Source organism: Pararhizobium sp. LjRoot255 (assembly GCF_964252905.1).
Taxonomy (GTDB): Bacteria; Pseudomonadota; Alphaproteobacteria; order Rhizobiales; family Rhizobiaceae; genus Pararhizobium.
Genome location: NZ_CAXUPQ020000001.1, coordinates 1,338,976 through 1,361,934, shown reverse-complemented (window position 1 = coordinate 1,361,934; position 22,959 = coordinate 1,338,976). Strand labels below are relative to the sequence as shown.

At 61.6% G+C, this 22,959-nt stretch carries 25 protein-coding genes and 1 pseudogene; 13 read left to right on the top strand and 13 right to left on the bottom strand.

Annotated elements, in window-relative coordinates:
• Positions 1-29 precede the first annotated feature (29 nt).
• Positions 30-404 (top strand): YegP family protein, encoded by a 375-nt coding sequence (locus ACSQ2W_RS06795; protein ID WP_436085571.1) that lies wholly within the window; start codon positions 30-32, stop codon positions 402-404.
• A gap of 158 nt (positions 405-562) precedes the next feature.
• Here ACSQ2W_RS06795 and ACSQ2W_RS06790 read toward each other — a convergent pair whose 3' ends face one another.
• Complete coding sequence (locus tag ACSQ2W_RS06790) at positions 563-880, bottom strand: winged helix-turn-helix transcriptional regulator (RefSeq protein WP_436082927.1); 318 nt, start codon at positions 878-880, stop codon at positions 563-565.
• A gap of 140 nt (positions 881-1,020) precedes the next feature.
• Here ACSQ2W_RS06790 and ACSQ2W_RS06785 point away from each other — a divergent pair, with 140 nt between their 5' ends.
• The gene (locus ACSQ2W_RS06785) at positions 1,021-1,326 is read left to right on the top strand and encodes a putative quinol monooxygenase (protein WP_436085570.1); all 306 of its coding nucleotides are present in this window, start codon (positions 1,021-1,023) and stop codon (positions 1,324-1,326) included.
• Positions 1,327-1,377: 51 nt separating this feature from the next.
• Here ACSQ2W_RS06785 and ACSQ2W_RS06780 read toward each other — a convergent pair whose 3' ends face one another.
• The 3 genes from ACSQ2W_RS06780 to ACSQ2W_RS06770 all read right to left on the bottom strand — a co-directional run bounded on the left by ACSQ2W_RS06780 (position 1,378) and on the right by ACSQ2W_RS06770 (position 3,626).
• On the bottom strand, positions 1,378-1,833 hold the full coding sequence (locus ACSQ2W_RS06780) for a GFA family protein (RefSeq protein ID WP_436085569.1): 456 nt from the start codon (positions 1,831-1,833) through the stop codon (positions 1,378-1,380).
• Between the two features lie 109 nt (positions 1,834-1,942).
• Positions 1,943-2,647: a pentapeptide repeat-containing protein gene (locus ACSQ2W_RS06775; protein WP_436085568.1), complete on the bottom strand. Its 705-nt coding sequence runs from the start codon at positions 2,645-2,647 to the stop codon at positions 1,943-1,945.
• Between the two features lie 226 nt (positions 2,648-2,873).
• The gene (locus ACSQ2W_RS06770; protein WP_436085567.1) at positions 2,874-3,626 is read right to left on the bottom strand and encodes a type 1 glutamine amidotransferase; all 753 of its coding nucleotides are present in this window, start codon (positions 3,624-3,626) and stop codon (positions 2,874-2,876) included.
• Positions 3,627-3,813: 187 nt separating this feature from the next.
• On the opposite strand from ACSQ2W_RS06770, the gene rbfA reads away from it, so the two are divergent.
• The 9 genes from rbfA to ACSQ2W_RS06725 all read left to right on the top strand — a co-directional run bounded on the left by rbfA (position 3,814) and on the right by ACSQ2W_RS06725 (position 12,232).
• Positions 3,814-4,218: a 30S ribosome-binding factor RbfA gene (gene rbfA, locus ACSQ2W_RS06765; RefSeq protein WP_037129242.1), complete on the top strand. Its 405-nt coding sequence runs from the start codon at positions 3,814-3,816 to the stop codon at positions 4,216-4,218.
• Positions 4,218-4,673, top strand: coding sequence for a hypothetical protein (locus ACSQ2W_RS06760; RefSeq protein WP_112853438.1), 456 nt, complete (start codon positions 4,218-4,220; stop codon positions 4,671-4,673). The genes rbfA and ACSQ2W_RS06760 overlap by 1 nt, the downstream gene beginning before the upstream one ends.
• Before the next feature lie 3 nt (positions 4,674-4,676).
• Positions 4,677-5,612 (top strand): tRNA pseudouridine(55) synthase TruB, encoded by a 936-nt coding sequence (gene truB / locus ACSQ2W_RS06755; protein ID WP_349436725.1) that lies wholly within the window; start codon positions 4,677-4,679, stop codon positions 5,610-5,612.
• A gap of 132 nt (positions 5,613-5,744) precedes the next feature.
• Positions 5,745-7,454 (top strand): sensor histidine kinase, encoded by a 1,710-nt coding sequence (locus ACSQ2W_RS06750; protein ID WP_436085566.1) that lies wholly within the window; start codon positions 5,745-5,747, stop codon positions 7,452-7,454.
• 46 nt (positions 7,455-7,500) lie between these two features.
• A complete protein-coding gene (locus ACSQ2W_RS06745) occupies positions 7,501-7,830 on the top strand; it encodes an SH3 domain-containing protein (RefSeq protein ID WP_436085565.1) in 330 nt (109 codons plus the stop codon).
• 166 nt (positions 7,831-7,996) lie between these two features.
• Positions 7,997-8,266 (top strand): 30S ribosomal protein S15, encoded by a 270-nt coding sequence (gene rpsO / locus ACSQ2W_RS06740; RefSeq protein WP_018323646.1) that lies wholly within the window; start codon positions 7,997-7,999, stop codon positions 8,264-8,266.
• A gap of 360 nt (positions 8,267-8,626) precedes the next feature.
• Positions 8,627-10,759 carry a polyribonucleotide nucleotidyltransferase gene (gene pnp / locus ACSQ2W_RS06735; protein WP_436085564.1) on the top strand — a complete coding sequence of 711 codons (2,133 nt, stop codon included), beginning with the start codon at positions 8,627-8,629 and terminating at the stop codon, positions 10,757-10,759.
• A gap of 82 nt (positions 10,760-10,841) precedes the next feature.
• A complete protein-coding gene (locus ACSQ2W_RS06730) occupies positions 10,842-11,858 on the top strand; it encodes a class I SAM-dependent methyltransferase (protein ID WP_436085563.1) in 1,017 nt (338 codons plus the stop codon).
• A gap of 137 nt (positions 11,859-11,995) precedes the next feature.
• Entirely contained in the window at positions 11,996-12,232 is a 237-nt protein-coding gene (locus ACSQ2W_RS06725; RefSeq protein ID WP_436085562.1) for a hypothetical protein, read from the top strand.
• A gap of 4 nt (positions 12,233-12,236) precedes the next feature.
• Here the strand turns inward: ACSQ2W_RS06725 and ACSQ2W_RS06720 are convergent.
• The 5 genes and pseudogenes from ACSQ2W_RS06720 to fabA form a co-directional block, all read right to left on the bottom strand.
• Positions 12,237-12,393, bottom strand: a pseudogene (locus ACSQ2W_RS06720) (type II toxin-antitoxin system HicB family antitoxin); the annotation flags it as partial.
• A gap of 221 nt (positions 12,394-12,614) precedes the next feature.
• Positions 12,615-14,501 (bottom strand): molecular chaperone HtpG, encoded by a 1,887-nt coding sequence (htpG, locus tag ACSQ2W_RS06715; RefSeq protein ID WP_436085561.1) that lies wholly within the window; start codon positions 14,499-14,501, stop codon positions 12,615-12,617.
• Positions 14,502-14,632: 131 nt separating this feature from the next.
• On the bottom strand, positions 14,633-15,439 hold the full coding sequence (fabI, locus tag ACSQ2W_RS06710; RefSeq protein ID WP_436085560.1) for an enoyl-ACP reductase FabI: 807 nt from the start codon (positions 15,437-15,439) through the stop codon (positions 14,633-14,635).
• A 4-nt stretch (positions 15,440-15,443) separates the two neighbouring features.
• Positions 15,444-16,667 carry a beta-ketoacyl-ACP synthase I gene (gene fabB, locus ACSQ2W_RS06705; RefSeq protein WP_436085559.1) on the bottom strand — a complete coding sequence of 408 codons (1,224 nt, stop codon included), beginning with the start codon at positions 16,665-16,667 and terminating at the stop codon, positions 15,444-15,446.
• A gap of 47 nt (positions 16,668-16,714) precedes the next feature.
• A complete protein-coding gene (gene fabA, locus ACSQ2W_RS06700) occupies positions 16,715-17,230 on the bottom strand; it encodes a 3-hydroxyacyl-[acyl-carrier-protein] dehydratase FabA (protein ID WP_436085558.1) in 516 nt (171 codons plus the stop codon).
• A gap of 321 nt (positions 17,231-17,551) precedes the next feature.
• On the opposite strand from fabA, the gene irrA reads away from it, so the two are divergent.
• On the top strand, positions 17,552-17,971 hold the full coding sequence (gene irrA, locus ACSQ2W_RS06695) for an iron response transcriptional regulator IrrA (protein ID WP_436085557.1): 420 nt from the start codon (positions 17,552-17,554) through the stop codon (positions 17,969-17,971).
• Between the two features lie 8 nt (positions 17,972-17,979).
• Here the strand turns inward: irrA and ACSQ2W_RS06690 are convergent, their stop codons facing one another.
• The 3 genes from ACSQ2W_RS06690 to ACSQ2W_RS06680 all read right to left on the bottom strand — a co-directional run bounded on the left by ACSQ2W_RS06690 (position 17,980) and on the right by ACSQ2W_RS06680 (position 20,823).
• Positions 17,980-18,615 carry a trimeric intracellular cation channel family protein gene (locus tag ACSQ2W_RS06690; protein WP_436085556.1) on the bottom strand — a complete coding sequence of 212 codons (636 nt, stop codon included), beginning with the start codon at positions 18,613-18,615 and terminating at the stop codon, positions 17,980-17,982.
• 61 nt (positions 18,616-18,676) lie between these two features.
• A complete protein-coding gene (locus ACSQ2W_RS06685) occupies positions 18,677-19,465 on the bottom strand; it encodes a YdcF family protein (protein ID WP_436085555.1) in 789 nt (262 codons plus the stop codon).
• A 167-nt stretch (positions 19,466-19,632) separates the two neighbouring features.
• A complete protein-coding gene (locus ACSQ2W_RS06680; RefSeq protein ID WP_436085554.1) occupies positions 19,633-20,823 on the bottom strand; it encodes a TMEM43 family protein in 1,191 nt (396 codons plus the stop codon).
• Between the two features lie 249 nt (positions 20,824-21,072).
• On the opposite strand from ACSQ2W_RS06680, the gene ACSQ2W_RS06675 reads away from it, so the two are divergent.
• Positions 21,073-22,230: a fumarylacetoacetate hydrolase family protein gene (locus ACSQ2W_RS06675; protein WP_436085553.1), complete on the top strand. Its 1,158-nt coding sequence runs from the start codon at positions 21,073-21,075 to the stop codon at positions 22,228-22,230.
• Positions 22,231-22,291: 61 nt separating this feature from the next.
• Here the strand turns inward: ACSQ2W_RS06675 and ACSQ2W_RS06670 are convergent, their stop codons facing one another.
• Positions 22,292-22,852 carry a transglutaminase-like cysteine peptidase gene (locus tag ACSQ2W_RS06670; RefSeq protein WP_436085552.1) on the bottom strand — a complete coding sequence of 187 codons (561 nt, stop codon included), beginning with the start codon at positions 22,850-22,852 and terminating at the stop codon, positions 22,292-22,294.
• Positions 22,853-22,959: the final 107 nt, after the last annotated feature.

The window sequence follows — 22,959 nt, the reverse complement described above, 5'->3', positions numbered from 1 at the left end:
GTCCTGCCGGATCCATAAGGGGTTTCGAAATGCACAAATTCAAGATCTTGAAGGCCGCCAACGACCAGTTCCGCGTCCAGTTCCTCTACAATGCGGAAGTGATGGTCTGGTCGGAGAACTATGCCTCCAAGGCGAGCGCGAAGAGCTGCATCGAATCGATCAAGAAGAACGCGCCGGGTGCGGCGACGGTCGATGTCAGCAAGGACGAAACCGGATCGGGTTATCGTTTCGAGATCGTCGAAAGCAAGGACGGCGAGCATTTCGTTCGTTTCAAGGCTTCCAATGGCGAGACGATGGTCCGCTCGGAGACCTACGCGTCCAAGGCAAGCGCCAAGAATTGCATCGAGTCCGTCAAGAAGAACGGACCGGATGCGCCGGTGGAAGACGAAACCGCCAGCGCCTGAGAGCGTAATTTTCGACGCTTTGCCGTCGCTACGCGCGAAATCTGATGTCGCAATTTCCATCTGTCGGAACGTCGCTTGCCGGCGCTCCGCACCGGTGCCTGCGAAGGCAGCTTCTCGTTCACGAATAGGCGATGAACAGGGGGAGACGCTGGTGAATGTCAGCCGCATTTCGAGCCATGGATAGAGCCCCAAGTCCCCATCGCATCGAGCACCGGCACCAGCGACAGGCCGTAGTCGGTGTAGCGATATTCGACATAAACGACCTCGCCGATCTTTGAGGGTGTGCGCGAGACAAGGTTGTCGCGTTCCAGTGCGCGCAGGTTCTCGTGCAGCACTTTTTCCGAGACGCCGACGACACGGCGCAGGTCGCCGAAATTGGCCGGCCCTTCGCGCAGCCGCCAGAGGATGCGCGGTTTCCATTTGCCGCCCATTGCCCTGATCGTCGCCAGCACCGGGCAGTCGTGCATCTTGTCCATGGCCGTCACTACATCGAACTCCGTTGTCCCGGCATGACGCGGCACGCGCGCCGGTGCGCATCCCACCTACCTCAAGGTAAGTCCTTGTCGAATTTGAATTTCCTCGGCAAAACTCCGACGCAACCTTGGAGGAGACCCGCATGATCGCCGAATATATCCGATACGAAATGAAAACCCATTCCGCTGAAGAGCTTGTCGCCGCCTACGGGCAGGCGGCGGAGCATCTTCGCGCGGCGCCGGAATGTCTGGCCTTTGATCTCGCCCGCTGCGTCGAGGAGCCAAACAGCCTCATTCTGCGCATCCACTGGACTTCGCTCGAAGCCCATATGCAAGGCTTTCGCAAAGGACCCTGCTTTCCTCCGTTTCTTTCAGCGATCAGGCCGTTCGTCGGCGAGATCGCTGAAATGAGGCATTACGAGGAGACGGATCTCCGCTGGCAGCGATAATCAAAGCTCCCGTCATCCTCACCTGAGGATGACGGGAGGAAAGATCGATGCCTAAGAGGCGCGCTCGGCAAATTCCTTCACCAGCACTGCATATGTCTCCATCGGCGGAATGGTCTCATAGCTGTGCACCGCCGCTGTGCTTGCCCAGGGCAGTTTCTCGCTCGTGAATGTCTCGATGAAGGGCGAGAACCCGGTGGCATCGTCCAGCATGGTCGGGCGCAGGTTGACGAACCAGTCCATGCCTTCGGGGCGGGTGAACATCCAGCTCATGCAGTGCGGGCAGAAATAGTGGCGGGTGGCGCCGTGCAGGCCGCCGATCACCGGTTCGCCCTGCGTCACTTCGAAGCCCTCGGCCGGGATGGCGGCGCTCAGCGAATAGGCGCTGGACGACATCTTCTGGCAGCCGGTGCAGTGGCAGGCCATGGTGAGCAGCGGCGGCGCGCTGATTTTCAGCCGTACCTGGCCGCAGCGGCAGCCGCCTTCCAAGGGGAGATTTTGCATGGTCATGATGGGGTCCTCCGTATTTTTCGGATCAATCTAGCGGAGAGACCGCACCCGTCAAACGGATCGTTGCCTTTGCCAGCGATCCGTTGCGCGGGTGGTTTGGCCGCCGATTTTAGTCCGACCCGCAGGGCCAGCTGGATGGCGCGATCAGCCCGGCTGGCAGCTTCGTCTTGCCGTCGCCGCAGGCAAGATCGATCTGCGCCTGCTCAAGACCCTTGGCGGCGGAAAGATCGAGCCCCTCGATCCGGGTCAGGAACAGGAAGGCCTGGTCGAAGACGAGTGGACCTTCGAATGTCGTGCCGCTGAGATCGGCGCGGGAGAGATTGGCGAACGAAAAGCGCGTGCCGGTCAGCACCGCGCCCTTGAAGTGTGCGCGGCTGAGTTCAGCTTTCTCGAAGTCGGCGCCGGTCAGCTGGGCTCCGCTGAAATCGGCCCGCTGCAGCTCGGCACTGGCAAATGAAGCGCCGTTGGCGATAATGTTGACGAAGTTCGATCTGTAGGCTTCGACCCGCGCGAAATTCGCCTTCTCCGCCCTCGCGCCGGAGAGCCAGGCGCGCACCAGATGGGCCTTCTCCAGGTTCGCGGACGTCAGGTTCGAGCCGCTGAGGTCGGTCATGGAAAAATCAGTGCCGAAAAGGTTGGCGCCGTCCAGTTCGCTCGACGGCAGCATCAGGCTTTTCTTGGTGCAGTTGCTCCAGTCCAGCCCGGGCTCGGGCGCGCTGTTGCAGTAAGCGGCCATTGCTGGCTGACCTGTAAAAACCGGGGCGGCAAGGAGCAGGGCGGTTGCCAGCAAGGCAGGCGCAAGGCGCGGTGGCATTGCCTTCCGCGCGTATCGGCACATCTTCGCCATCCCACTGAATTCTTTAGCAAGCACGCATGTTCCCAATCGATCCTCCGCCCGGTTGCCCGGATGTATCCTCTCCAGCCGTTCTATACCGCTTGCACGGCAATAAAAAGAATATTGCCGTTGCCGGTACTCATGGAAATGGGGAGGCGCGCGGCAATGTTCAAACCGGGCGCCCAGCCTATGCCGGTGCCCGTGCCTATGCCGATGCTGCCGCCAGTGTCCGCGTCTCGTTTCCAGCCGCGCCGGCGCTCCTGATCGTCCTGACCCAGGCCCGGGCCAGCGCAAGGCCGGCCGCATCGGCCTGTTCTGCGTGCCGCGCCGCATGCTCCCGATAGCGCTCCAGCCAATGCGGGTCGAGGCCCATGATCTGGTCCTCGAAAATCCGGTTCCAGTCCTCGACGACGCGTGTTCCGGCCTCGAAGTGAAACTGCATGCCATAGGCGGCGCGGCCGACACGGAAGGCCTGGTTGGCAACGGCCGGATTAGTGGCGAGACGAACTGCGCCCTCGGGCAGGGCGAAGCTGTCGGAATGCCATTGGAAGCTCGTGAAGGTCTTGCCGGCTGCGCTCAGCACCGGATCGGAAATACCCTCGCTTGTCAGTTGCACTTCGTGCCATCCAAATTCGCGGGTCCGGCCGAGAAGGTTCTCCGCCCCGTGTGCGCGCGCCAAAAGCTGGCTGCCGAGGCAGATGCCGAGCACCGCCTTGTCGGCATCGGCAAAGGCGCGCATCAGGCGGGCAAGCTCCGGCAGATAGGGGTGGATGAGGTCATCGACGGCGGTCTGCTCGCCGCCGAGCACCACCAGCGCGTCATACGCACGAATGTCGCCAGGCAGCCGCTCACCGGCGAAAGCGTGCCTGAGGTCGATCTCTGCCGCTGCTTCGGCAAGCGCCACGCCCACCTGTCCAAGGTCGGACTGGATCATGTTTTCCACCACCAGAACCCGCATGTCGTCTCCGCTTATTCTGTGTTTGAAAAGATTGATCACGCCGCGCCCTGCCATTCAAGAGGGTTTCGAGCCGATTTGCCGGCGTGTGCTATTGCCGGCACGGCCGACAAGTCTTGACCTTTTGGCCCGAAAGTAGCATTGGACCGCCTTGGTCGCGTTCAACGAAACGCCAGACAGCGGAAAAACCATGAGCAAAGCTACATCCTCTGCCCCCTCGCAGCGCATGCTGAGGGTCGGCGAACAAGTTCGCGCAGCCCTGACACAGGTGCTGCAGCGCGGCGAGGTGCGCGATCCGTTGATCGAGACGACGGTGATCTCGATTTCCGAAGTGCGCATGTCACCCGACCTGAAGATCGCCACCGCCTTCGTGACGCCGCTCGGTGTTGCCGATCACGCGGCGACCATCGAGGCGTTGAACCGCAACGCCAAATATATCCGCGGCCGGCTGACGCCGCATCTGAGACAAATGAAATACATGCCGGAGGTTCGCTTCCGCGACGATACCAGCTTCGACAACTACAAGAAGATCGACGAATTGCTCAAGTCTCCGGAAGTCGTCCGCGACCTGAAGGACGAAGACGGCGAAGAGTGATGGCCAAGCATATCACTCTGGATGAGCTGAACGGATGGACCTTCGAGCAGCGCCAGACATTCTACCGTAGTGGCCTTGCCCGGTTCGACAATGCCGAGGCCGTTCGGCTGGTGGAAATGATGGTCGCCTCGGGCTTGCCCTTCCGCAGGGGCAAGGAGATCGCCCATGGCGACCCTGAGATGAAGGCGCTCGAGGCCATCGTCTATTCGCCCTATAATGAGAAGCTGCTGCTCGATGCCGCAGCTGCGGGCAAGCCGCCGCTCGGCGCCATCGAGCCTTTGATCGTCGAAGACCTCGGGGAAGATTACAGGGTCGACAATGGCGGCACGATCGCGGCCGGATACCTGATCGCAAGGCGGCTCTACGCTTTGGGGTTTGAAAAGGGCAACAGCCAGAAAATGCCGGACGGCAGCGTGGCGAAAACAGCCGCGACGTTTCGCAAAAAAAGAGCATAGAGAATGTCAAAACCTCGCAAACCCAAGGGCCGCCCGGTTTCCGGCTGGCTGATCCTCGACAAGCCGCTGGATTTCGGCTCGACCGAGGCCGTGTCGAAGATCAAGTGGCTGTTCAAGGCGCAGAAGGCGGGTCATGCCGGCACGCTCGATCCGCTCGCCTCCGGCATGCTGCCGATCGCGCTGGGCGACGCGACCAAGACGGTTCCCTATGTCATGGATGGCCGCAAGATCTACGAATTCGCCGTTGCCTGGGGCGAGGAGCGTTCGACCGACGATCTGGAGGGCGAGGTCGTCCAGTCGTCCGACGCCCGCCCTTCCGAAGAAGACATCCGCGCGCTGCTGCCGAAATATACCGGCGTCATCAGCCAGGTGCCGCCGCAGTTTTCCGCCATCAAGATCGACGGCAACCGCGCCTATGATCTGGCTCGCGAAGGCGAAACCGTCGACATCCCGGCCCGCGAAGTGGAAGTGTTCCGCCTGTCGCTGCTGGGCTGCACGCCGAACCTCGCGCATTTCGAGATCGAATGCGGCAAGGGAACCTATGTCCGGTCTCTGGCGCGGGATTTCGGCCGTGATCTCGGCTGTTTCGGCCATATCGCGTCGCTGCGCCGTAGCTTCGTCGCCCCCTTTGCCGAAGAGGCGATGGTGCCGCTTGCCGAACTGGTGGCGCTGGAAAAGATCGAGAACGAGGACGAGCGGCTGGAAGCGCTCGATGCCTTCCTGATCGATACCGGCGAGGCGCTTTCCAACCTGCCGCATATCGCCATCACCGAGGATCAGGCGCATCGCCTCAAAATGGGCAACCCGATCATCCTGCGCGGGCGCGATGCGCCCATGGCGGAGCCGGAGGCCTACGCGACGTCGCGCGGCAAACTGGTCGCCATCGGTGAGATCGGCGAGGGCGAATTCAGGCCCAAGCGCGTTTTCGCCACCGGTTGAGTTCCCGCCGCGACCCCATAGATTTCGTCGCATGACATCGGGTTGCCTTCCTGAGATCGCTGGCGCATGTTCCGGTCGGTGATCGGGATTCGCGCGCGTTTCGCGGTCCGGGGCTGATCTGATGAGGAAAGCTTGAGCGACAGACAGGACAAACAGAGCGAGCTGAGCGCTCCTTGGACGGCGCTCCTGCGCTCGCGGCTGAGGGGCCCCCTGTCGTTCTATCTGACGGCCCTGCTGCTCGTCGCCATCGTTCCTTCCTTCGTCTTTTCGATGATCATCCTGAAGCGCAGCATTGATGAGCAGGAGCGCGTGGTCACGGCCCTGCTCAAGGGAACGACCGGCGCGGTCACCCGCGTGGTCGAGCGCGAGATCGACGGCATGCTGACCACGCTCAAGGTGTTGTCGACTGCAAGTGCGATAGACGACAGAAAACTGGATCAGTTCTATGAGCGGGCGTCATCTGCCCTCGCCGACACCGATTCCAATCTGCTGGTCATCGATCGCGCGCACGATCAGCTTTTCAACACGCGGGTGCCCTTTGGCAGCGCGCTCGGCAAGGCGTCGGATCCTGCGTCGATCGATCAGGCGTTCCGCAACGGTAGCCCGCTCATTTCAAATGTCTTTTTCGGCAAGACAGTGAAAAAATGGGTGTTCAACGTTTACCTGCCAATCACCACGCCGCTCGGCAACAAGGACTATCTGCTGACGCTGACCCAAAACGCCGAGAACCTGTCGAAAGCGGTCAGCAAGGATGTCCTGTCGCCCGGCTGGAATGCGGCGCTGGTCGATGGCGCAGGCAACGTGATTGCCTCGTCCGACCCGGCCGTGGCGGTGGGCAAGCCGTTCTTCATGGACATCGTACCGGCATTGCGCGTCGGCGTCGGTGAAGCGACGAACGACGGCGTGTCATACAGGACGGTCACGGAGTTTTCCGTCCTCGCCGGCTGGAAGGTCGTCGCATGGGCAAAAAGTGCCGATGTCGATGCGCCGGCGCTATGGTCCTATCTCTGGCTGTCGCTGGGTGGAATTCTCTTTGCCGGCATCGCGGTCGCCGGGTCGGTCACCATTGCCGGACTGCTGACGCAGGGCGTCACGGTACTGGCGCGCGACGCACATCTTCTTGGTGCCGGGCGGCCGATCGCGCCGCGCAAGCATATGATTTCCGAGATCGAGACGGTATCGACGGCGCTGGCCGAGGCGGCTCAGGCCCGCAGAAAGGCCGAAAACGAAATCCGCTTCCTGATGCGCGAAGTGGCGCACCGTTCCAAGAACCAGTTGAGTGTTATTCAATCGATGCTCAACCAATCCCTCAACGCGGGGGAGGGCCGGGCGGATTTTGCCGAGGCGTTCCGCAAGCGGATTGCCGGCCTGGCCCGCTCGACCGATCTGATGATTGCCAACGCCACGCAGGGCGTCGATTTCCAGGAGCTTGCGCAAAACCAGCTGCAGCCGTTCATTCCCGATGATCCGCAGCGTGTTCGCCTTTCGGGACCGTCCGTGCGCCTTGACGCGCAGGTTTCGCAGACGCTGGGCATGGCGCTGCATGAGCTTGCCACCAACGCCACGAAATATGGCGCGCTGGGCAACAGCAAGGGGACTGTCGACCTGACGTGGTCAGTCACTGATGCGGCATTTCAGCTCGTCTGGCGAGAAGCGGGCGCGGTGATCGACGCGGATGCTGTCGCCACCACACGCAAGGGTTTCGGGACCATCGTTCTCGAGCGCATGCTGGGCATGGCGCTGGATGCCAAACTGGAGCGGATCATGCATGCGGACGGCATCGAATGGCGGGTGACTATTCCCCAGGAACGGTTGAAAGCAAACCTGTCGGTACAATCCTGATTGGGTTATCCTGCGGGACGTCTGGGTCCTGTTGAAAGAGAAGCACATGCACTGGAAGAGCATCATTGCCACCACTGTTCTTACGGTTTTTGCCTCCGGTATGGTGCCCGCCTTTGCCGCCGAATGCGTGGTTGCCGACCCGACGGGCACGCCGCTCAATGTCCGGGCTGAGCCAAATGGACCGATCCTGTCGACGCTCGACAACGGGTCTTCCGTGGATGTGATCGCCGAAACGCGGGTGAGCGGCAAGCGCTGGGTCCAGGTGGCTGCAGATGGCGAGATGCTGGGCTGGATCTTTGCCAATTTCCTCGATTGCGCAAGACGCGACGAAGACCTGAAATCGGCGCCGATGCATCCGCGCACCGCACCACAATAAGCCGCCAGCAAGGGCTTTATCCGCCCTCTTTCTTTTTGATGCCGGATGGTTTATAGGCAGCGCCAGCATCAGACCCGATCAAGCGGACTTTTGCCTTCATGGCCGCAGCTAGACGACATCCCGGCTGCTGGCGACCCGAAATCCTAAACATTGAAAGGATGACACGATGTCGATCACTGCAGAGCGCAAGGCTGCGCTCATCAAGGAATACGCAACTGTTGAAGGCGATACCGGTTCTCCGGAAGTCCAAGTTGCCATCCTCACCGAGCGGATCAACAACCTGACCGAACACTTCAAGGGCCACAAGAAGGACAACCACTCGCGTCGTGGCCTTCTGGCAATGGTTTCCAGCCGCCGTTCGCTTCTCGACTACGTCAAGGGCAAGGACGAAGCGCGCTATACCAAGCTGATCACCGCTCTCGGCATTCGCCGCTAAGCCTTATCCGGCGGGACCCTTCGAAGGAAGGATGCCCGCCGGTTCTTTTTTACGGGATTGATCCCGTCTTTTGCGCTTCCGGGCGAGCCACTCTGGCTCCCGGCGAAGCGGACGCTCCAGCAGACCGGATGGGCCGGCTCTGCGGAACCAACCGATGACCTGTCATGGGGCAGGATTGCAGGATGCTTCGGCGCTTGCTCGTTTTCCCGGCGCCCGAAGCCAATTGGCTTTCAGGAGCGGAACGACCGCCAGCCAGATTTTGGAAGCCTCCCGTTGTCTTGCCCGTGATGCGTCATTTTTGCGGACCGCCCGCGCCAGTTTCGGCTGCGGCGCGGACCTGCCGCACACGAAGGACAAAACATGTTCGATACCCACACGGTAGAAATTGAATGGGCGGGCCGCCCGCTCAAGCTCGAAACCGGCAAGATCGCCCGTCAGGCTGACGGCGCCGTGCTTGCCACCTATGGCGAGACCGTCGTTCTCGCCACTGTCGTTTCGGCCAAGGCGCCGAAGCCGGGACAGGATTTCTTCCCGCTCACCGTCAATTACCAGGAAAAGACCTACGCCGCCGGCAAGATTCCGGGTGGCTACTTCAAGCGCGAAGGCCGTCCGTCGGAAAAGGAAACGCTGGTTTCCCGCCTGATCGACCGTCCGATCCGCCCGCTTTTCCCGGAAGGCTACAAGAACGACACCCAGGTTGTCGTAACGGTCGTCCAGCACGATCTGGAAAATGATCCGGACGTCCTGTCGATGGTTGCCGCGTCCGCAGCCCTGACGCTTTCCGGCATTCCCTTCATGGGCCCCGTCGGCGGCGCCCGCGTCGGCTATATCAACGGCGAATACGTTCTCAATCCGCATCTCGACGAGATGGATGAATCGACCCTCGACCTCGTCGTCGCGGGCACCCAGGACGCCGTCCTGATGGTCGAATCGGAAGCCAAGGAACTCAATGAAGACGTCATGCTCGGCGCCGTGATGTTCGGCCACAAGGGCTTCCAGCCGGTCATCGACGCGATCATCAAGCTCGCCGAAGTGGCCGCCAAGGAGCCGCGCGACTTCCAGCCGGAAGACTATTCGGAACTCGAGGCCGAAATGCTTTCGATCGCCGAAGCCGAACTGCGCGTTGCCTACAAGAACACCCTGAAGGCTGAGCGCTACGCCGCCGTCGACGCCGTCAAGGCAAAGGTGAAGGCACACTTCTTGCCCGAGGGCGTTGAGCCGAAGTACACCGCCGAAGTCGTCGGCGCCGTGTTCAAGCACCTGCAGGCCAAGATCGTTCGCTGGAACATCCTCGACACCAAGAGCCGCATCGACGGCCGCGATCTCGAAACCGTTCGCCCGATCGTCTCGGAAGTCGGCATCCTGCCGCGCACCCACGGTTCGGCGCTCTTCACCCGCGGTGAAACGCAGGCGATCGTTGTTGCCACGCTCGGCACCGGCGAAGACGAACAGTACGTCGATAGCCTGACCGGCATGTACAAGGAAAAGTTCATGCTGCACTACAACTTCCCGCCCTATTCGGTCGGTGAAACCGGTCGCATGGGCTCCCCGGGCCGCCGCGAAATCGGTCACGGCAAGCTCGCATGGCGCGCGATCCGTCCGATGCTGCCGTCCGTGGACCAGTTCCCCTACACGCTGCGTGTTGTCTCCGAGATCACCGAATCCAACGGCTCGTCCTCGATGGCGACCGTCTGCGGCACCTCGCTCGCACTGATGGATGCCGGCGTTCCCCTGGCCAAGCCGGTTGCCGGTATTGCCATGGGCCTGATCCTCGAAGGCGAGCGCTTCGCCGTTCTCTCCGACATCCTTGGCGACGAAGATCACCTCGGCGACATGGACTTCAAGGTCGCCGGCACCGCCGACGGCATCACCTCGCTGCAGATGGACATCAAGATCGCCGGTATTACCGAAGAGATCATGAAGGTCGCGCTCAGCCAGGCGCAGGGCGGCCGCAAGCACATCCTCGGCGAGATGGCCAATGCCATCACCGAGGGTCGCAGCCAGCTCGGCGAATTCGCACCGCGCATCGAAGTGATGAACATCCCGGTCGACAAGATCCGTGAAGTCATCGGTTCGGGCGGCAAGGTCATCCGCGAAATCGTCGAAAAGACCGGCGCCAAGGTCAACATCGAAGACGACGGCACGATCAAGATCGCTTCTTCGTCGGCCAAGGAAATCGAAGCCGCCCGCAAGTGGATCCATTCGATCGTCGCGGAACCGGAAGTCGGCCAGATCTACGAAGGCACGGTCGTCAAGACCGCCGACTTCGGCGCCTTCGTCAACTTCTTCGGCCCGCGTGACGGTCTCGTGCACATCTCGCAGCTCGCTTCCGAGCGTGTTGCCAAGACCTCCGACGTCGTCAAGGAAGGCGACAAGGTCTGGGTCAAGCTGATGGGCTTCGATGAGCGCGGCAAGGTTCGCCTCTCCATGAAGGTTGTCGATCAGGCAACCGGCAAGGAACTCGCCAAGGGCGAAGGCGAAGCTGCTGAATAAACGCTGCGCTTGAAAAGACTGCCACGGGCGCGGAGCGGATCGTTCCGCGCCCTTTCTTATGATCCCGCTAGGATGTTCCACCATGAGCCGCGACGCGCTGAAAACCCTTTTCCATCCCTTCGAGACCGGCGTTGTTCCCGCGCCCGGCGAAGGCGAGCGCGTGCTGTTCCTCGGCGCCGAGGCTGGCTACCGGCTGCCGGCGGAGTTTGCAGGCTCGATTGCGGCCGTGCAGGGCTCAAGGCCGCTCTACAAGGCTCTGGAAGCCGCCAAGACGCCGGTGACGCCGTTCGTCGAGGGCGAGGACTATGATGCCGCGCTCATCCTCTGCGGCAAGCACAAGGGCGAGAATGAGGACCGGATCGCCGAAGCGCTGAAGCGCACCAAGGTCGGCGGCCTGATCGTCGTTGCCGGTGGCAAGGAAGACGGCATCCAGTCGTTGCGCAAGCGCGTCGCCCAGCTCGGCTGGGGCGGCGACAGCCTGCCGAAATATCACGGCATCGCCTTCTGGTTCGGCCGCCCCGAAGATGCGGGCGACGTGATTGAGAAATTTGCCAGGAAGCCGGCGCGTATCGAAGGCCGCTTCGATGCGGCGCCGGGCATGTTCTCGCATGAGCGGATCGATGCCGGTTCGGAATTGCTGGCCTCGCGCCTGCCCGACGACTTCAAGGGTCACGCCGCCGATTTCGGCGCCGGCTGGGGCTATCTGTCGGTGATGTTGGCGGAAAAATCGCCGAGCCTGAAGGGCATCGATCTCTTCGAAGCCGATTATCACGCGCTGGAAGCCGCACGCGCAAACCTCAAGGCCAATGCCCCGAACGTGCCGACCCGCTTCTATTGGCACGACCTCACCTCCGAGGAAACGCGCGACAAATACGACCTGATCGTCATGAACCCGCCGTTCCACGAGACCCAGGCCGCCGATCCGGCGCTTGGCATCGCGATGATCAAGGCTGCGGCCAAGGCGCTGAAGATCGGCGGAAGGCTGATGCTGGTTGCCAATCGTGGCCTGCCTTACGAGCCGGTGATGGCTGAGACCTTCAAGGAATGGGGTGAAACCTGCCGCAACGCCCGCTTCAAGGTGCTCTGGGGCAAGCGCTGAACCTCAAGAGAAGGCATGCCCATGCCGCTTCGCGGCTGCACTTTGCAGTTGCGTTGACCCTGAAAAAGGTTCACGATTTTTTCCGCCGCGCCCCCTTGCGCGTCCGACCGGACGCGCCGCGCGCGATGGAGCAAACAATGGGATTTGGACCTGCCCGCCCGCCCATCACGGAAGATGTCGCGGAAGTGATTGCAAAGGATATCAAGAGCGGTGAAGGCAGGGAACCCACCTCCGAAGTGCCCCTGGCGTTCCAGACCGCCCGCCGGCCGGTCGACCCGGAAAGCCTAGATCAGGCGCGCAAGCAGATGACGATGTTCGGCATCTTCGCAGTCGCGGTTCTGGCGATACTGCTTGTCGTCTGGTGGGTGGCCTGAGGTCTCAGGCGGCTTCGATTTCCTTACGCGCGCAACTGGCAAGGAAAGCGGATCGCGTCAGGCCGCGTTCGCGCGCGGCCGTGTCGATGGCGTCCAGCATACCTTTTTCGAAGGTAACGTGCGCGCACGATCCGGGTGCTGTCTTCGATGTAGGGGGCGCGCATTCGTGACATCTCCCCCTCAAGGGGGGAAATCGGCAACGCACATCGATGCTCCTCTTCAGAACTTAATCTGAAAGAAGCGATAGCGTGAAAAAGAATAATCTCCCCCCTCGAGGGGGAGATGTCACGAAGTGACAGAGGGGGCGGCCAGGCTCAAGCGGTGATCCTTGGCTTCAATCGAACTCGACATCACAATCTGGCGCCAAGACACACGGTGAATCTCAGCCCCTTAAAGCCCGCTCAAACAGCCGCGAAAGCCGCTCGGCGAAGGCGCGGGGGTCCTGCGGCTTGTCGCCGTCGAGAACGCGGGCCTGGTCGAGCAGAAGCTGGACGGCGTCGGTGCGGAATTCGTCGCTGGTGCCTGAAGCCAGTGCTGCGATCAGCCCGTGGCCGGGATTGATCTCGAGGATCGGCTTGGCAATCGCCTCCAGCCTGCCGGCGCCTTGCAGCATCTTTTCCAGCTGACGGTCATAAGCCTGTTCCGGCGCGACCAGGCAGACGGCGCTTTCCGTCAGCCGGTCGGAAGCCCGCACATCCGATACCGCCTCGCCCAGCGCCGATTTGGCGAAGGCGATGAAGTCGCTGACGGCCTGCGTCGCCTCCGGTGTCGTCGAAGCCCCGCCCTCCGTCTTCGGCACCTGGGCGAGATCAGCGGCGCCTTGGGTGATCGACTTGAACGGTTTTCCGTCGAAGTCCGGAGCGGCCGTCACCCAGAAGCTGTCGACGGAATCCGTCAGAAGCAGCACCTCGATACCGCGGGCACGAAAACCTTCGAGCTGCGGCGAAGCCTTCAGGCGGTCGAGATTGTCGCCTGCCAGATAGTAGATCGCCGCCTGCGCATCCTTCATGCCCCTGACGTAGTCGGCGAGCGACCGCGTCGCTTCGTCCGAGGCTGTGCTGCGAAAGCGCGATAGCACAAGAAGCTGCGAGCGGCGCTCGAAATCGTCATAGATACCTTCCTTCAGCACGCTGCCGAAGGCCTCCCAGAGCTTGGCAAAAGCAGTCTCGTCCCTCTCCTGAAGCTTCTCGATCGCGGTCAGCACGCGATTGGTCAGCCCCTTGCGGATCGCCGCGAGGATCGGGCTTTCCTGGATCATTTCGCGCGAGACGTTGAGCGGCAGGTCGGCGGTGTCGACGAGGCCGCGCACGAAACGCAGGTAGCGCGGCAGAAGCGCGGCGTCGTCGGTGATGAACACGCGCTTGACGTAGAGCTTCATCCGGCCCTTGCCCTCGGGATCGAACAGGTCGAGGGGCTTCGATTCCGGCACGAAGGCAAGGCCGGTATATTCATGCCGCCCTTCGGCGCGGAAATGCACGGTCAGCGCCGGCTCGTCATAGTGTCCGGAAACACCTCGGTAGAAATCGGCATATTCCTCCTTGGTGATCTCGTTCCTGGATTTGGTCCACAAAGCGGAGCCATCGCCGATGCGTTCGGCTTCCGCGCCCGGCTTCTCGATGAGGTCGATCGGCACCGGGACGTGGCCGGACTGGTCCTTGACGATCCGCGAGACGCTCCATTTCGAGGTATAGCTCTTGGCGTCGTCCATCAGATGCAGCGTGATGCGGGTGCCGCGCGCCGGCGCCTCGGCCAGATCAGCCTCGGCCACCGTGTAGCTGCCCTTGCCGTCGGACGACCAGAGCCAGGCATGGGCGCTGCCCGCACGGCGCGAGACGACATCGACCTTGTCCGCGACCATGAAGGCGGAATAGAAGCCGACGCCGAACTGGCCGATCAGCTGGGCGCCGTCGCCGGCCTTTGCCGCCTCGACGCGCTCCATGAAGGCGCGGGTGCCGGATCGGGCAATCGTGCCTAGCGCCTCGACCATGTCGTCGCGGTTCATGCCGATGCCATTGTCTTCCAAGGTCACTGTGTTTTTGTCCACGTCCAGCGTCAGCGTAATGCGCGACGCCGGATCGTCGGACAGAAGTTCGGGCGCGGCGATCGCCTCGTAGCGCAGCTTTTCGCAGGCATCGGCGGCGTTGGATATCAGCTCCCGCAGGAATACATCCTTGTCGGAATAGACGGAATGCACCATGAGATGCAGCAGGCGCGCGACATCGGCCTCAAAAACATGGTTTTCGACGGGTTTTTCTTGAGCGTTGCTCATGCTTGTCATGCCTCATCTTATATTGCGGAATTCTTGCGCGCTCTGAACTGGCAAGGAATCGGGCAAAATTCAAGAGGGCAGAGGCGCGCGCCGTCTGCGAACCGCGTGCGCCCAGGCGGGCAGCCCGGAGATTACTCCGTGTCTGCCCTGCGCAAGGTGTCCAGCGCCGGCATCGAGGTGATGTTGTAACCGGAATCGACATAGTGGATTTCGCCAGTCACGCCGCGCGACAGGTCGGACAGCAGGTAGAGCGCCGAGTTGCCGACATCCTCGATCGTCACGGTGCGGCGCATCGGCGAGTTCTTCTGCTGCCAGGAGAGCATGGCGCGGGCATCGGAAATCCCGGCGCCGGCGAGTGTGCGGATGGGGCCGGCCGAGATGGCGTTGACCCGGATACCGCGCGCGCCATAGTCGGCTGCGAGATAGCGCACCGATGCTTCAAGCGCCGCCTTGGCGACGCCCATGACGTTGTAGTTCGGCATGACGCGCACGGAGCCGCCATAGGTCAGCGTCAGCATCGCGCCGCCATCGGTCATCAGTTCGGCAGCGCGCCTGGCGATCTCGGTGAAGGAGAAGCAGGAGATGACCATCGTGCGGCTGAAATTGTCGCGCGTCGTATCGGCGTAGAGACCCTTGAGCTCATTCTTGTCGGAAAAGCCGATGGCATGGACGATGAAGTCGAGCGTGCCCCATTTTTCCTTCAGCGCGTCGCTGACGGCGTCGACGGAAGCGATATCCTCGACGTCACAGGGAAGCAGGAACTCGGAGTTCAGTTCAGCTGCCAGCGGCTTGACCCGCTTGCCAAGCGCTTCGCCCTGATAGGTGAAGGCGAGTTCTGCACCCTGCGCCGCCAAGGCCTGCGCGATGCCCCAGGCGATCGAGTGGCTGTTCGCAACACCCATGATGAGGCCGCGTTTTCCGTTCATGAGACCGGTCATGGTTTTATCCGTTGTAGCGCTGGAAAACGAGCGTTGCGTTGGTGCCGCCAAAGCCGAAGGAGTTGGAAAGCGCAATATCGATTTTGGCGTTGTCGATGCGCTTACGCACGATCGGCACGCCGTCGAATTCCGGATCGAGCTCGGTGATGTGAGCGCTTTCGCCGATGAAACCGGCCTGCATCATCAGCAACGAATAGATCGATTCCTGCACGCCGGCAGCACCCAGCGAGTGGCCGGTCAGCGACTTGGTCGACTGGATATGCGGGATCTTGTTTCCGAAGACTTCGCGGATAGCACCGATCTCCTTCGAGTCGCCCACCGGCGTCGAGGTGCCGTGGGTGTTGACGTAGTCGACCTCGCCCTTCACCGTGGCGAGCGCCTGGCGCATGCAGCGGACAGCGCCTTCGCCGGACGGGGCCACCATGTCGTAACCGTCGGAGGTTGCGCCGTAGCCGGTGATCTCGGCGTAGATCTTGGCGCCGCGGGCCTTGGCGTGCTCCAATTCTTCCAGAACCAGAACGCCGGCGCCACCGGCGATGACGAAGCCGTCGCGGGAAACGTCATAGGCGCGCGAGGCGGAGGAGGGCGTGTCGTTGTACTTGGAGGACATCGCGCCCATGGCGTCGAACAGGTTCGACATGGTCCAGTCGAGGTCTTCATGGCCGCCGGCGAACATCACGTCCTGCTTGCCCCACTGGATCATTTCGGCCGCATTGCCGATGCAGTGCGCCGAGGTCGAGCAGGCCGACGAGATCGAATAGTTGACGCCGTAGATCTTGAACCAGGTGGCAAGCGTCGCGGATGCCGTCGACGACATCGCCTTCGGCACTGCAAACGGGCCGATGCGCTTGGGCGAATTGTTCTTCAGGGTAATTTCCGCTGCATCGATCAGCGTGCGGGTCGAGGGACCGCCCGAACCCATGATGATACCGGTGCGCTCGTTGCCGCCGACATCCTTGTCTTCGAGGCCAGAGTCGGCGATCGCCTGTTTCATGGCAACGTGGTTCCACGTGCCGCCCTGTGAAAGGAAACGGGCGGCGCGGCGGTCGACCAGATCGGTCGTGTCGATATTGGGCGCCCCCCAGACCTGGCATTTGAAGCCGTGTTCGGCGAAATCGTTCGAAAACGAAATGCCCGATTTTGCCTCGCGCAGCGACGCGGTGACCTCCTGCGCATCGTTCCCGATCGAGGAAACAATGCCCAGACCCGTGACAACAACCCGTCTCATGTCGATGACCTCTTCTTATTTGTCTCTGAGTGCGGCGTGGCCGCGGTTCAGGCAGCCTTTTCCTTCGAAAGACCGACGCGAAGGTCGCTTGCCTGGTATATGGTCTCTCCGTCGGCCTTTAGCCAGCCATCGGCCGTGCCAAGGACAAGGCGGCCACGCATGACTCGCTTGAAGTCGATGCCATACTCGATGAGCTTGGTATCCGGACGGACCATGCCCTTGAACTTCACTTCACCGGTGGAAAGCGCCATGCCGCGACCTTGCTCGCCAAGCCAGCCGAGGAAGAAGCCCGTCAGCTGCCACATGCCATCAAGGCCAAGGCAGCCCGGCATGATCGGATTGCCTTGGAAATGGCAGGGAAAATACCAATCATCGGGACGGACGTCGTACTCGGCGCGGATATAACCCTTGTCGAACAGACCTCCGGTTTCGGAGATGTCCGTGATGCGGTGAACCATCAGCATCGGCGGCAGGGGAAGCTGGGCATTGCCCGGGCCAAACAGTTCGCCACGACCGCAGGTCAGGATCTCTTCATAGTTGAAGCTGGATTGTCTGGTCGTCATGAACTGTCGTTTCCCCGCTGCATCAGTTTTTCGTTGACTTGGTTTAGAGCAAGACAGGCACAATTTGAAGCGTCGGCATGACGGTTCCCAGTTGTGTCGCGCCTCCCTGCCCGGTCAAGCATAAGGTCTATTTCCGCCGTCGCATACATGATGGGGACTGCAACAGCCAGAGATAATTGGCCTTTGCCCCAAGATTCAGGCTGTTTTTCATGGCTTGGCCGGCTTGGACCCCTTGCTTACTATTGAAAGCATTCGCAGCAAAAGTTATATCGGCACAGGGAATGTGTTATGCAATAGCTTCGAAAATCTGGACCCGTCCGTATGACGACTGCCATCGAGATCCGTTCGGAAGAACGCCTGCGCGGCTCCGGCCTCAGGCCGACGCGTCAGCGCGTGGCGCTTGCAGACCTGATCTTTGCCAAGGGCGACCGTCATCTGACGGTGGAAGAACTGCATGAGGAAGCCGTAGCCGCGGGTGTTCCGGTATCGCTGGCGACGGTTTACAACACCCTGCACCAGTTCACCGAGGCGGGCATGATCCGCGTTCTCGCCGTCGAGAGCGCCAAGACCTATTTCGACACCAACGTATCCGATCATCACCATTTCTTCGTCGAGGGCCACAACGAAGTGCTCGACATCCCGGTCAACAGCATCACGATCGACAACCTGCCCACGCCGCCGGAAGGCATGGAAATCGCCCATGTCGACGTCGTGATCCGCCTTCGCCGCAAGCGCGACTGAGTTCTATCCTACATGACATCGTCCGGATGGCGACCGGGGCGGGGATCGCCGATCGGCAAGGTCCATCCGTATTTCAAGGCCCCGCCCCGCACCGCAAAGGCCGTCAGGACGCCTAGGCTCGACGCGAGGAGCAGCGATGCGCCGAAATAGGTTGCGGTGGTAAAGACGCCGGAGCCGGCAAGCGCGGCCGTCACGTAGATCTCCGGGCGCAGCAGCACCGATGGTTCGCCCGCGAGCAGATCGCGCAGGATGCCGCCGAAGGTCGCCGTCAGCATGCCGGTGACCAGTGCCACGATTGGCGATCCGGTCGCCGATAGCCCCTTGGCCGCCCCCATCACGCAATAGGCCGAAAGCCCAATGGCATCGAGCCAGACCAGGAATTTATAGCGCGATTCCATCATGTGGGCGGAAAAGAAGACCAGGAGACCGGCGCAGCCGCAGACGACCAGATAGATGGGATTTGTGACCCAGAAGACGGGCGTAGCACCGAGAATAACATCGCGCAGCGTGCCGCCGCCGATGCCGGTCACGGAGGCGAGAAAGATATAGCCGATGATGTCGAGCTGCTTGCGCGAAGCGGAAAGCGCCCCGGTCGCCGCAAAAACCGCGACCCCGGCATAGTCGAGAATTTCCAGGATCGGCATGTTTCCCCCCGCCAGAAGACCGAGAAGGACCACAACGGGGATGTCGCGTCAACGGCATCCATTATCGCGGCAAAAGCACATGCGTTCTGCCGCTGAGGTAATAGGCGATCAGTCCGGTCCATTCGCGCATCGCAGTCGTCGTCAATTGCGCATTCAGCGACGGCTGGCTGAAATCCGGGCCAAGGGAAAGCTGCCCGCTCGTGCGATAATCCACCGGCCAGGGCGTGACTGGAATGCCGAGCTTGCGAAACAGGCCCACCGACCGCGGCATGTGGAACGCCGAGGTGATCAGGACGCAATTCGAAAGTCCGTTTTTCTCGAGCAGCGCCCTGGTGTTGTCGGCATTCTCGAAAGTGGTTCGCGACTGGCTCTCTTGAATGATCCGGTCCGGTGCAATGCCGAAAGTGGAAAAGAAGGCCATGGAGGTCTCGGCGTCGCCCTGATATTTGCCGCTGAACGAACCGTCGCCGCCCGAGACCAGGATTTTCGCCGCAGGATAGGCCTGCGCCAGCTTCAGCCCCGCGACGAAACGGTCGGCCGCCTGATTGAATTCCATGCCGCCACGCCCGGCGATCACCTCGTTCTCGAAAGCGCCACCCAGGATGATGATGCAGGAGAGATCGGCGGGCAGGCTTGCGGACCGGACAATGCGGTTCTCCAGCACCTGCAGCATCACCGCACCACAAGTGGTGAACAGCGTCAAAAACAACAGCGTCGCGGCAAGCCCGGAAAAGAGCCTGCGTAGTCGTTGGAGACCCACGCCACCGAAAACATAACTCAGGATCAAAAGCAGGAAGATCAGCGAGAGCGGCTGCGCCAACAGCCAGAAGACTTTCGAAACGAGAAACATCCGGTGCCTGTCATCCGCTGCGTTGAGGGGACTGCAGGCTAGAGAGAACGACGTTCAAACGCAAACGTCCGGCGGTCGATTTGCCGAACGGCGCGCATCGCAACAATTGCTGTTTTGCCAAAACGACGCAAGGGGAGGCGCGCCCGGTCCGGGGCGCGCAGTCCGTGTCAGGTCCGCCCGAAAGTGGCGGTTGATGCCGTTGGAGCAGTGACCGCCTTCTTGCGCCGGAGATAAATCAGCGCCGTGGCCAAAAGGATGCCAAGAGCGATAACGATGATCGCCAGCACCGGCCGATAGGCGATCCAGGCGATGGCGATGACCAGCGGCCCGAGGATCAGCGTCAGGATAGCGGCGATGATCGATGTGCCGAAGCCGACGATCGAGCCGACAAAGGGAATGACGTCGGCGATGATGCCGAGGATCGACAGCATGATGACGAAGCCGGTGAACATGCCGAGCAGGCCGATGAAGCGAATGAGCCAGGTGATCAGCGTGTTCTCGCTCTGGGCCGCCTCGAACATGTCCGGTGCGCCGACGCTCCCGGCAGCGCTCAGGAACAGGTGACGGCCATTGGAGGCTTTGTATCCGGCAATCGTCGTGCCCTTCTGCGCGCCAACGAAGCTCGCCTCTGAAATGTCCTCGCGGCTGAAGCTGATGCGCAGATCGCCGATCGCCGGGCTCTGGCGGTTCTGCGAGACATAGATCGTCGTTCCGTCGGCCTTGACCGGCTTGTCGGACCCGAGGGCAGATGTCACCTGATCGATGACATCTGGCGAGAGCTTGACCGGGCTGTCCGTGCCGAGATTGGCAACGGCCTTGCCGTCGACCGTGAACGCGCCGAGCGTCGCGGTCGCAACGGTGAAGCGCTCACCCTCTATCGGCATGTCGGGGTTCTGGTGCTGGTCGGCCTGTTTGAAATCGGAGGAATCCACCCGGCGCGAGCGCCATTCTTTCTTATAGGTGTAGGTGGTGACGGTTTCCTCGCCACCGCCAAGCGTCTTCTGGGTCTCGCTCTTGCTGTCCTCGACCCATTGATACATCTCGACCTTGCGGTTGAGGCCGGCAGCCCCCTCGGCGGAAACGCCAAGCGCCGGGTCCTCGGGCGTGCCATCGGGCTTCACCGATCCGGTTATATGCACCAGCTTGCCTTCATTGGCCGGATCGATGGCGCCGCTATCGACCGAAACGACAATGCCGGCACCCTCAGCCAACGCGCGATAGGTCTGCACGGAGCGACCTTCGTTCCAGGACAGCAGCCAGATCATCCCGAGCACCAGGAGCGGGCCGAGAACAAGGCCGATCAGCCCGCTCTTCAGCCGTGAAAACCAGGAGGTCGTCGTCGTTTCCGTATAGCTCATGTCCCTCATCCCCTCTCGTGTCCGCCCATGCAACGGTTGGCCTGGCACGTTTATTCGCTATCTCAGGTGCTATCAGAAAATCAGTAAAGTTAGATACAGCGTTCGCCTGTCGCACCGAACATTATCGGGGCATTCCGCAGGATTCCCGACATTCGTTCCGACGCGCTTATATTGTTTTCCATTTCGCACCTTGCCCCAGGTTAGACGCAAGTTATCCTGCGGCAGCAGACATTGAGTGAGGAGGGCAGCATGGCGGCGACAAACGATATTTTTGAGACGGGAACATTCGTTGGGCGCGTCTGGAGGCCGAATGTCGCCGGCCCGGCTTTGGTGGTGTTGCGCGGCGGCGATCTCTACGACATCACCTCGAAGGAAGTGCCGACGATGCGCGACCTGCTCGAACGGGATGATCCGGTCGCCTTTCTCCTGCAGCAGGAGGGCGAGCATCTCGCGTCGTTGGAGGCCGTCATGGGCAACTCGGTGGAGGCTGCCGGTGATCTATCGGCCATGCATCTACTGGCACCCTGCGACCTGCAGGCGGTCAAGGCTTGCGGCGTCACCTTTGCCCGGTCGATGCTCGAACGCGTCATCGAGGAAAAGGCGGCCGGAAACCCGGCGCTGGCGCAAAAGATGCGTGAGCGCGTGACTGCCATCATCGGCGATAGCCTGCGCGACCTGAAGGCGGGTTCGCCGGAGGCGGCGAAGGTGAAGGCGGCGCTGATCGAGGAGGGCGTCTGGTCGCAATATCTCGAAGTCGGCATTGGTCCGGATGCCGAGGTCTTTTCCAAGGCGCAGGTTCTGGCGTCGGTCGGCTGGGGCGCCTCCGTCGGCCTGCACCCGATTTCCCGTTGGAACAACCCGGAGCCGGAAATCGTGCTGGCCGTCGACAGCCAGGGCCGCGTCAAGGGCGCCACCCTCGGCAATGACGTCAATCTGCGTGATGTCGAGGGCCGCTCGGCGCTGCTGCTGGGCAAGGCCAAGGACAACAATGCGTCGTCCGCCATCGGCCCGTTCATCCGCCTGTTCGATGCCACCTATTCGATCGACGACGTGCGCAATGCCGATCTGTCGCTGACGATCAGCGGCCTGGACGGATTTGTGCTGAGGGGATCAAGCACGATGCGGGAAATCAGCCGCGATCCCCTCGATCTGGTCTCCCAGACGATCGGCCGTCACCATCAATATCCCGATGGTTTCATGCTGTTCATGGGCACCCTGTTTGCGCCCGTCGAGGATCGCGATGCGCCGGGGCAGGGGTTCACCCACAAGCTCGGCGACGTTGTCACGATCACCAACCCGCATCTCGGCTCGCTGACCAACACCGTGCGCCTGTCGACGGAATGCCCGCCCTGGACATTCGGTCCGTCAGCGCTGATGCGCAATTTCGCCGCACGCGGATTGCTTTAGCCGCAAACGCGAACGGGGAGAGCAAGCGCTCTTCCCATTCGCGTTGCATCTTTTGACGCGCTCAGTTCGCCGACCAGCGGGTCGGATCGGCCGATGCGACGCTGAGGAAGCGGTAGCCGGTCTGGTTGCGCTTGACGATCGTGTTGCGCAGGTTGTCGAGGGCAAATTCGCCGTGGGAGGTTTTGACCAGCAGGATCGCGTGACCCTCGCCACGCGGTGTGCGTACCACGGCGACGCGCAGCGCGCTGGTGGGAACGCCGGCACCGATGAGACGGCTGCGTTTGGTCATGACGTAGTCATCGCAATCGCCGAAGCGCGGATTGAGCGACCAGACGTCGCGGCGCTCGTTCAGTGGACGGATGCTGCGGTTGACAGAACGGTTGACCGAGGCCAGCAGCCCGCGGATCTTCGAGGTATAAGCGACCTGCGACTTGGAGCTCTTGGTGCATTCCTCGATATGATCGAGGCAGTAAAGCGAAAATGCGATCGGCGCGACCGATGTCTGGCGGTGCACCTTCACGGCGCCGCGCGCCGAGCCGAGATTGATGGCATAGGCCGAAGACATGCTGGTGGCGCCAAGAGCTGCGATGGTCGCCAATGCGATGACTGCTTTCTTGAACATGATCCGTGTCCCTTTTTTCCGTAGCCTTCTGTCCAAGGCTTCTTGTTGGACCGAAATCATTTCGGTTCAGGCGGAGGGCGCATCATGCTGCGAAGCGGAACACATCC

Coding starts and splice junctions, on each gene's coding strand:
- ACSQ2W_RS06795 (WP_436085571.1), top strand. CDS start 30: ATGCACAAATTCAAGATCTTGAAGGCCGCCAACGACCAGTTCCGCGTC.
- ACSQ2W_RS06790 (WP_436082927.1), bottom strand. CDS start 880: ATGGACAAGATGCACGACTGCCCGGTGCTGGCGACGATCAGGGCAATG.
- ACSQ2W_RS06785 (WP_436085570.1), top strand. CDS start 1,021: ATGATCGCCGAATATATCCGATACGAAATGAAAACCCATTCCGCTGAA.
- ACSQ2W_RS06780 (WP_436085569.1), bottom strand. CDS start 1,833: ATGACCATGCAAAATCTCCCCTTGGAAGGCGGCTGCCGCTGCGGCCAG.
- ACSQ2W_RS06775 (WP_436085568.1), bottom strand. CDS start 2,647: ATGCCACCGCGCCTTGCGCCTGCCTTGCTGGCAACCGCCCTGCTCCTT.
- ACSQ2W_RS06770 (WP_436085567.1), bottom strand. CDS start 3,626: ATGCGGGTTCTGGTGGTGGAAAACATGATCCAGTCCGACCTTGGACAG.
- rbfA (WP_037129242.1), top strand. CDS start 3,814: ATGAGCAAAGCTACATCCTCTGCCCCCTCGCAGCGCATGCTGAGGGTC.
- ACSQ2W_RS06760 (WP_112853438.1), top strand. CDS start 4,218: ATGGCCAAGCATATCACTCTGGATGAGCTGAACGGATGGACCTTCGAG.
- truB (WP_349436725.1), top strand. CDS start 4,677: ATGTCAAAACCTCGCAAACCCAAGGGCCGCCCGGTTTCCGGCTGGCTG.
- ACSQ2W_RS06745 (WP_436085565.1), top strand. CDS start 7,501: ATGCACTGGAAGAGCATCATTGCCACCACTGTTCTTACGGTTTTTGCC.
- rpsO (WP_018323646.1), top strand. CDS start 7,997: ATGTCGATCACTGCAGAGCGCAAGGCTGCGCTCATCAAGGAATACGCA.
- pnp (WP_436085564.1), top strand. CDS start 8,627: ATGTTCGATACCCACACGGTAGAAATTGAATGGGCGGGCCGCCCGCTC.
- ACSQ2W_RS06730 (WP_436085563.1), top strand. CDS start 10,842: ATGAGCCGCGACGCGCTGAAAACCCTTTTCCATCCCTTCGAGACCGGC.
- ACSQ2W_RS06725 (WP_436085562.1), top strand. CDS start 11,996: ATGGGATTTGGACCTGCCCGCCCGCCCATCACGGAAGATGTCGCGGAA.
- htpG (WP_436085561.1), bottom strand. CDS start 14,501: ATGAGCAACGCTCAAGAAAAACCCGTCGAAAACCATGTTTTTGAGGCC.
- fabI (WP_436085560.1), bottom strand. CDS start 15,439: ATGACCGGTCTCATGAACGGAAAACGCGGCCTCATCATGGGTGTTGCG.
- fabB (WP_436085559.1), bottom strand. CDS start 16,667: ATGAGACGGGTTGTTGTCACGGGTCTGGGCATTGTTTCCTCGATCGGG.
- fabA (WP_436085558.1), bottom strand. CDS start 17,230: ATGACGACCAGACAATCCAGCTTCAACTATGAAGAGATCCTGACCTGC.
- irrA (WP_436085557.1), top strand. CDS start 17,552: ATGACGACTGCCATCGAGATCCGTTCGGAAGAACGCCTGCGCGGCTCC.
- ACSQ2W_RS06690 (WP_436085556.1), bottom strand. CDS start 18,615: ATGCCGATCCTGGAAATTCTCGACTATGCCGGGGTCGCGGTTTTTGCG.
- ACSQ2W_RS06685 (WP_436085555.1), bottom strand. CDS start 19,465: ATGTTTCTCGTTTCGAAAGTCTTCTGGCTGTTGGCGCAGCCGCTCTCG.
- ACSQ2W_RS06680 (WP_436085554.1), bottom strand. CDS start 20,823: ATGAGCTATACGGAAACGACGACGACCTCCTGGTTTTCACGGCTGAAG.
- ACSQ2W_RS06675 (WP_436085553.1), top strand. CDS start 21,073: ATGGCGGCGACAAACGATATTTTTGAGACGGGAACATTCGTTGGGCGC.
- ACSQ2W_RS06670 (WP_436085552.1), bottom strand. CDS start 22,852: ATGTTCAAGAAAGCAGTCATCGCATTGGCGACCATCGCAGCTCTTGGC.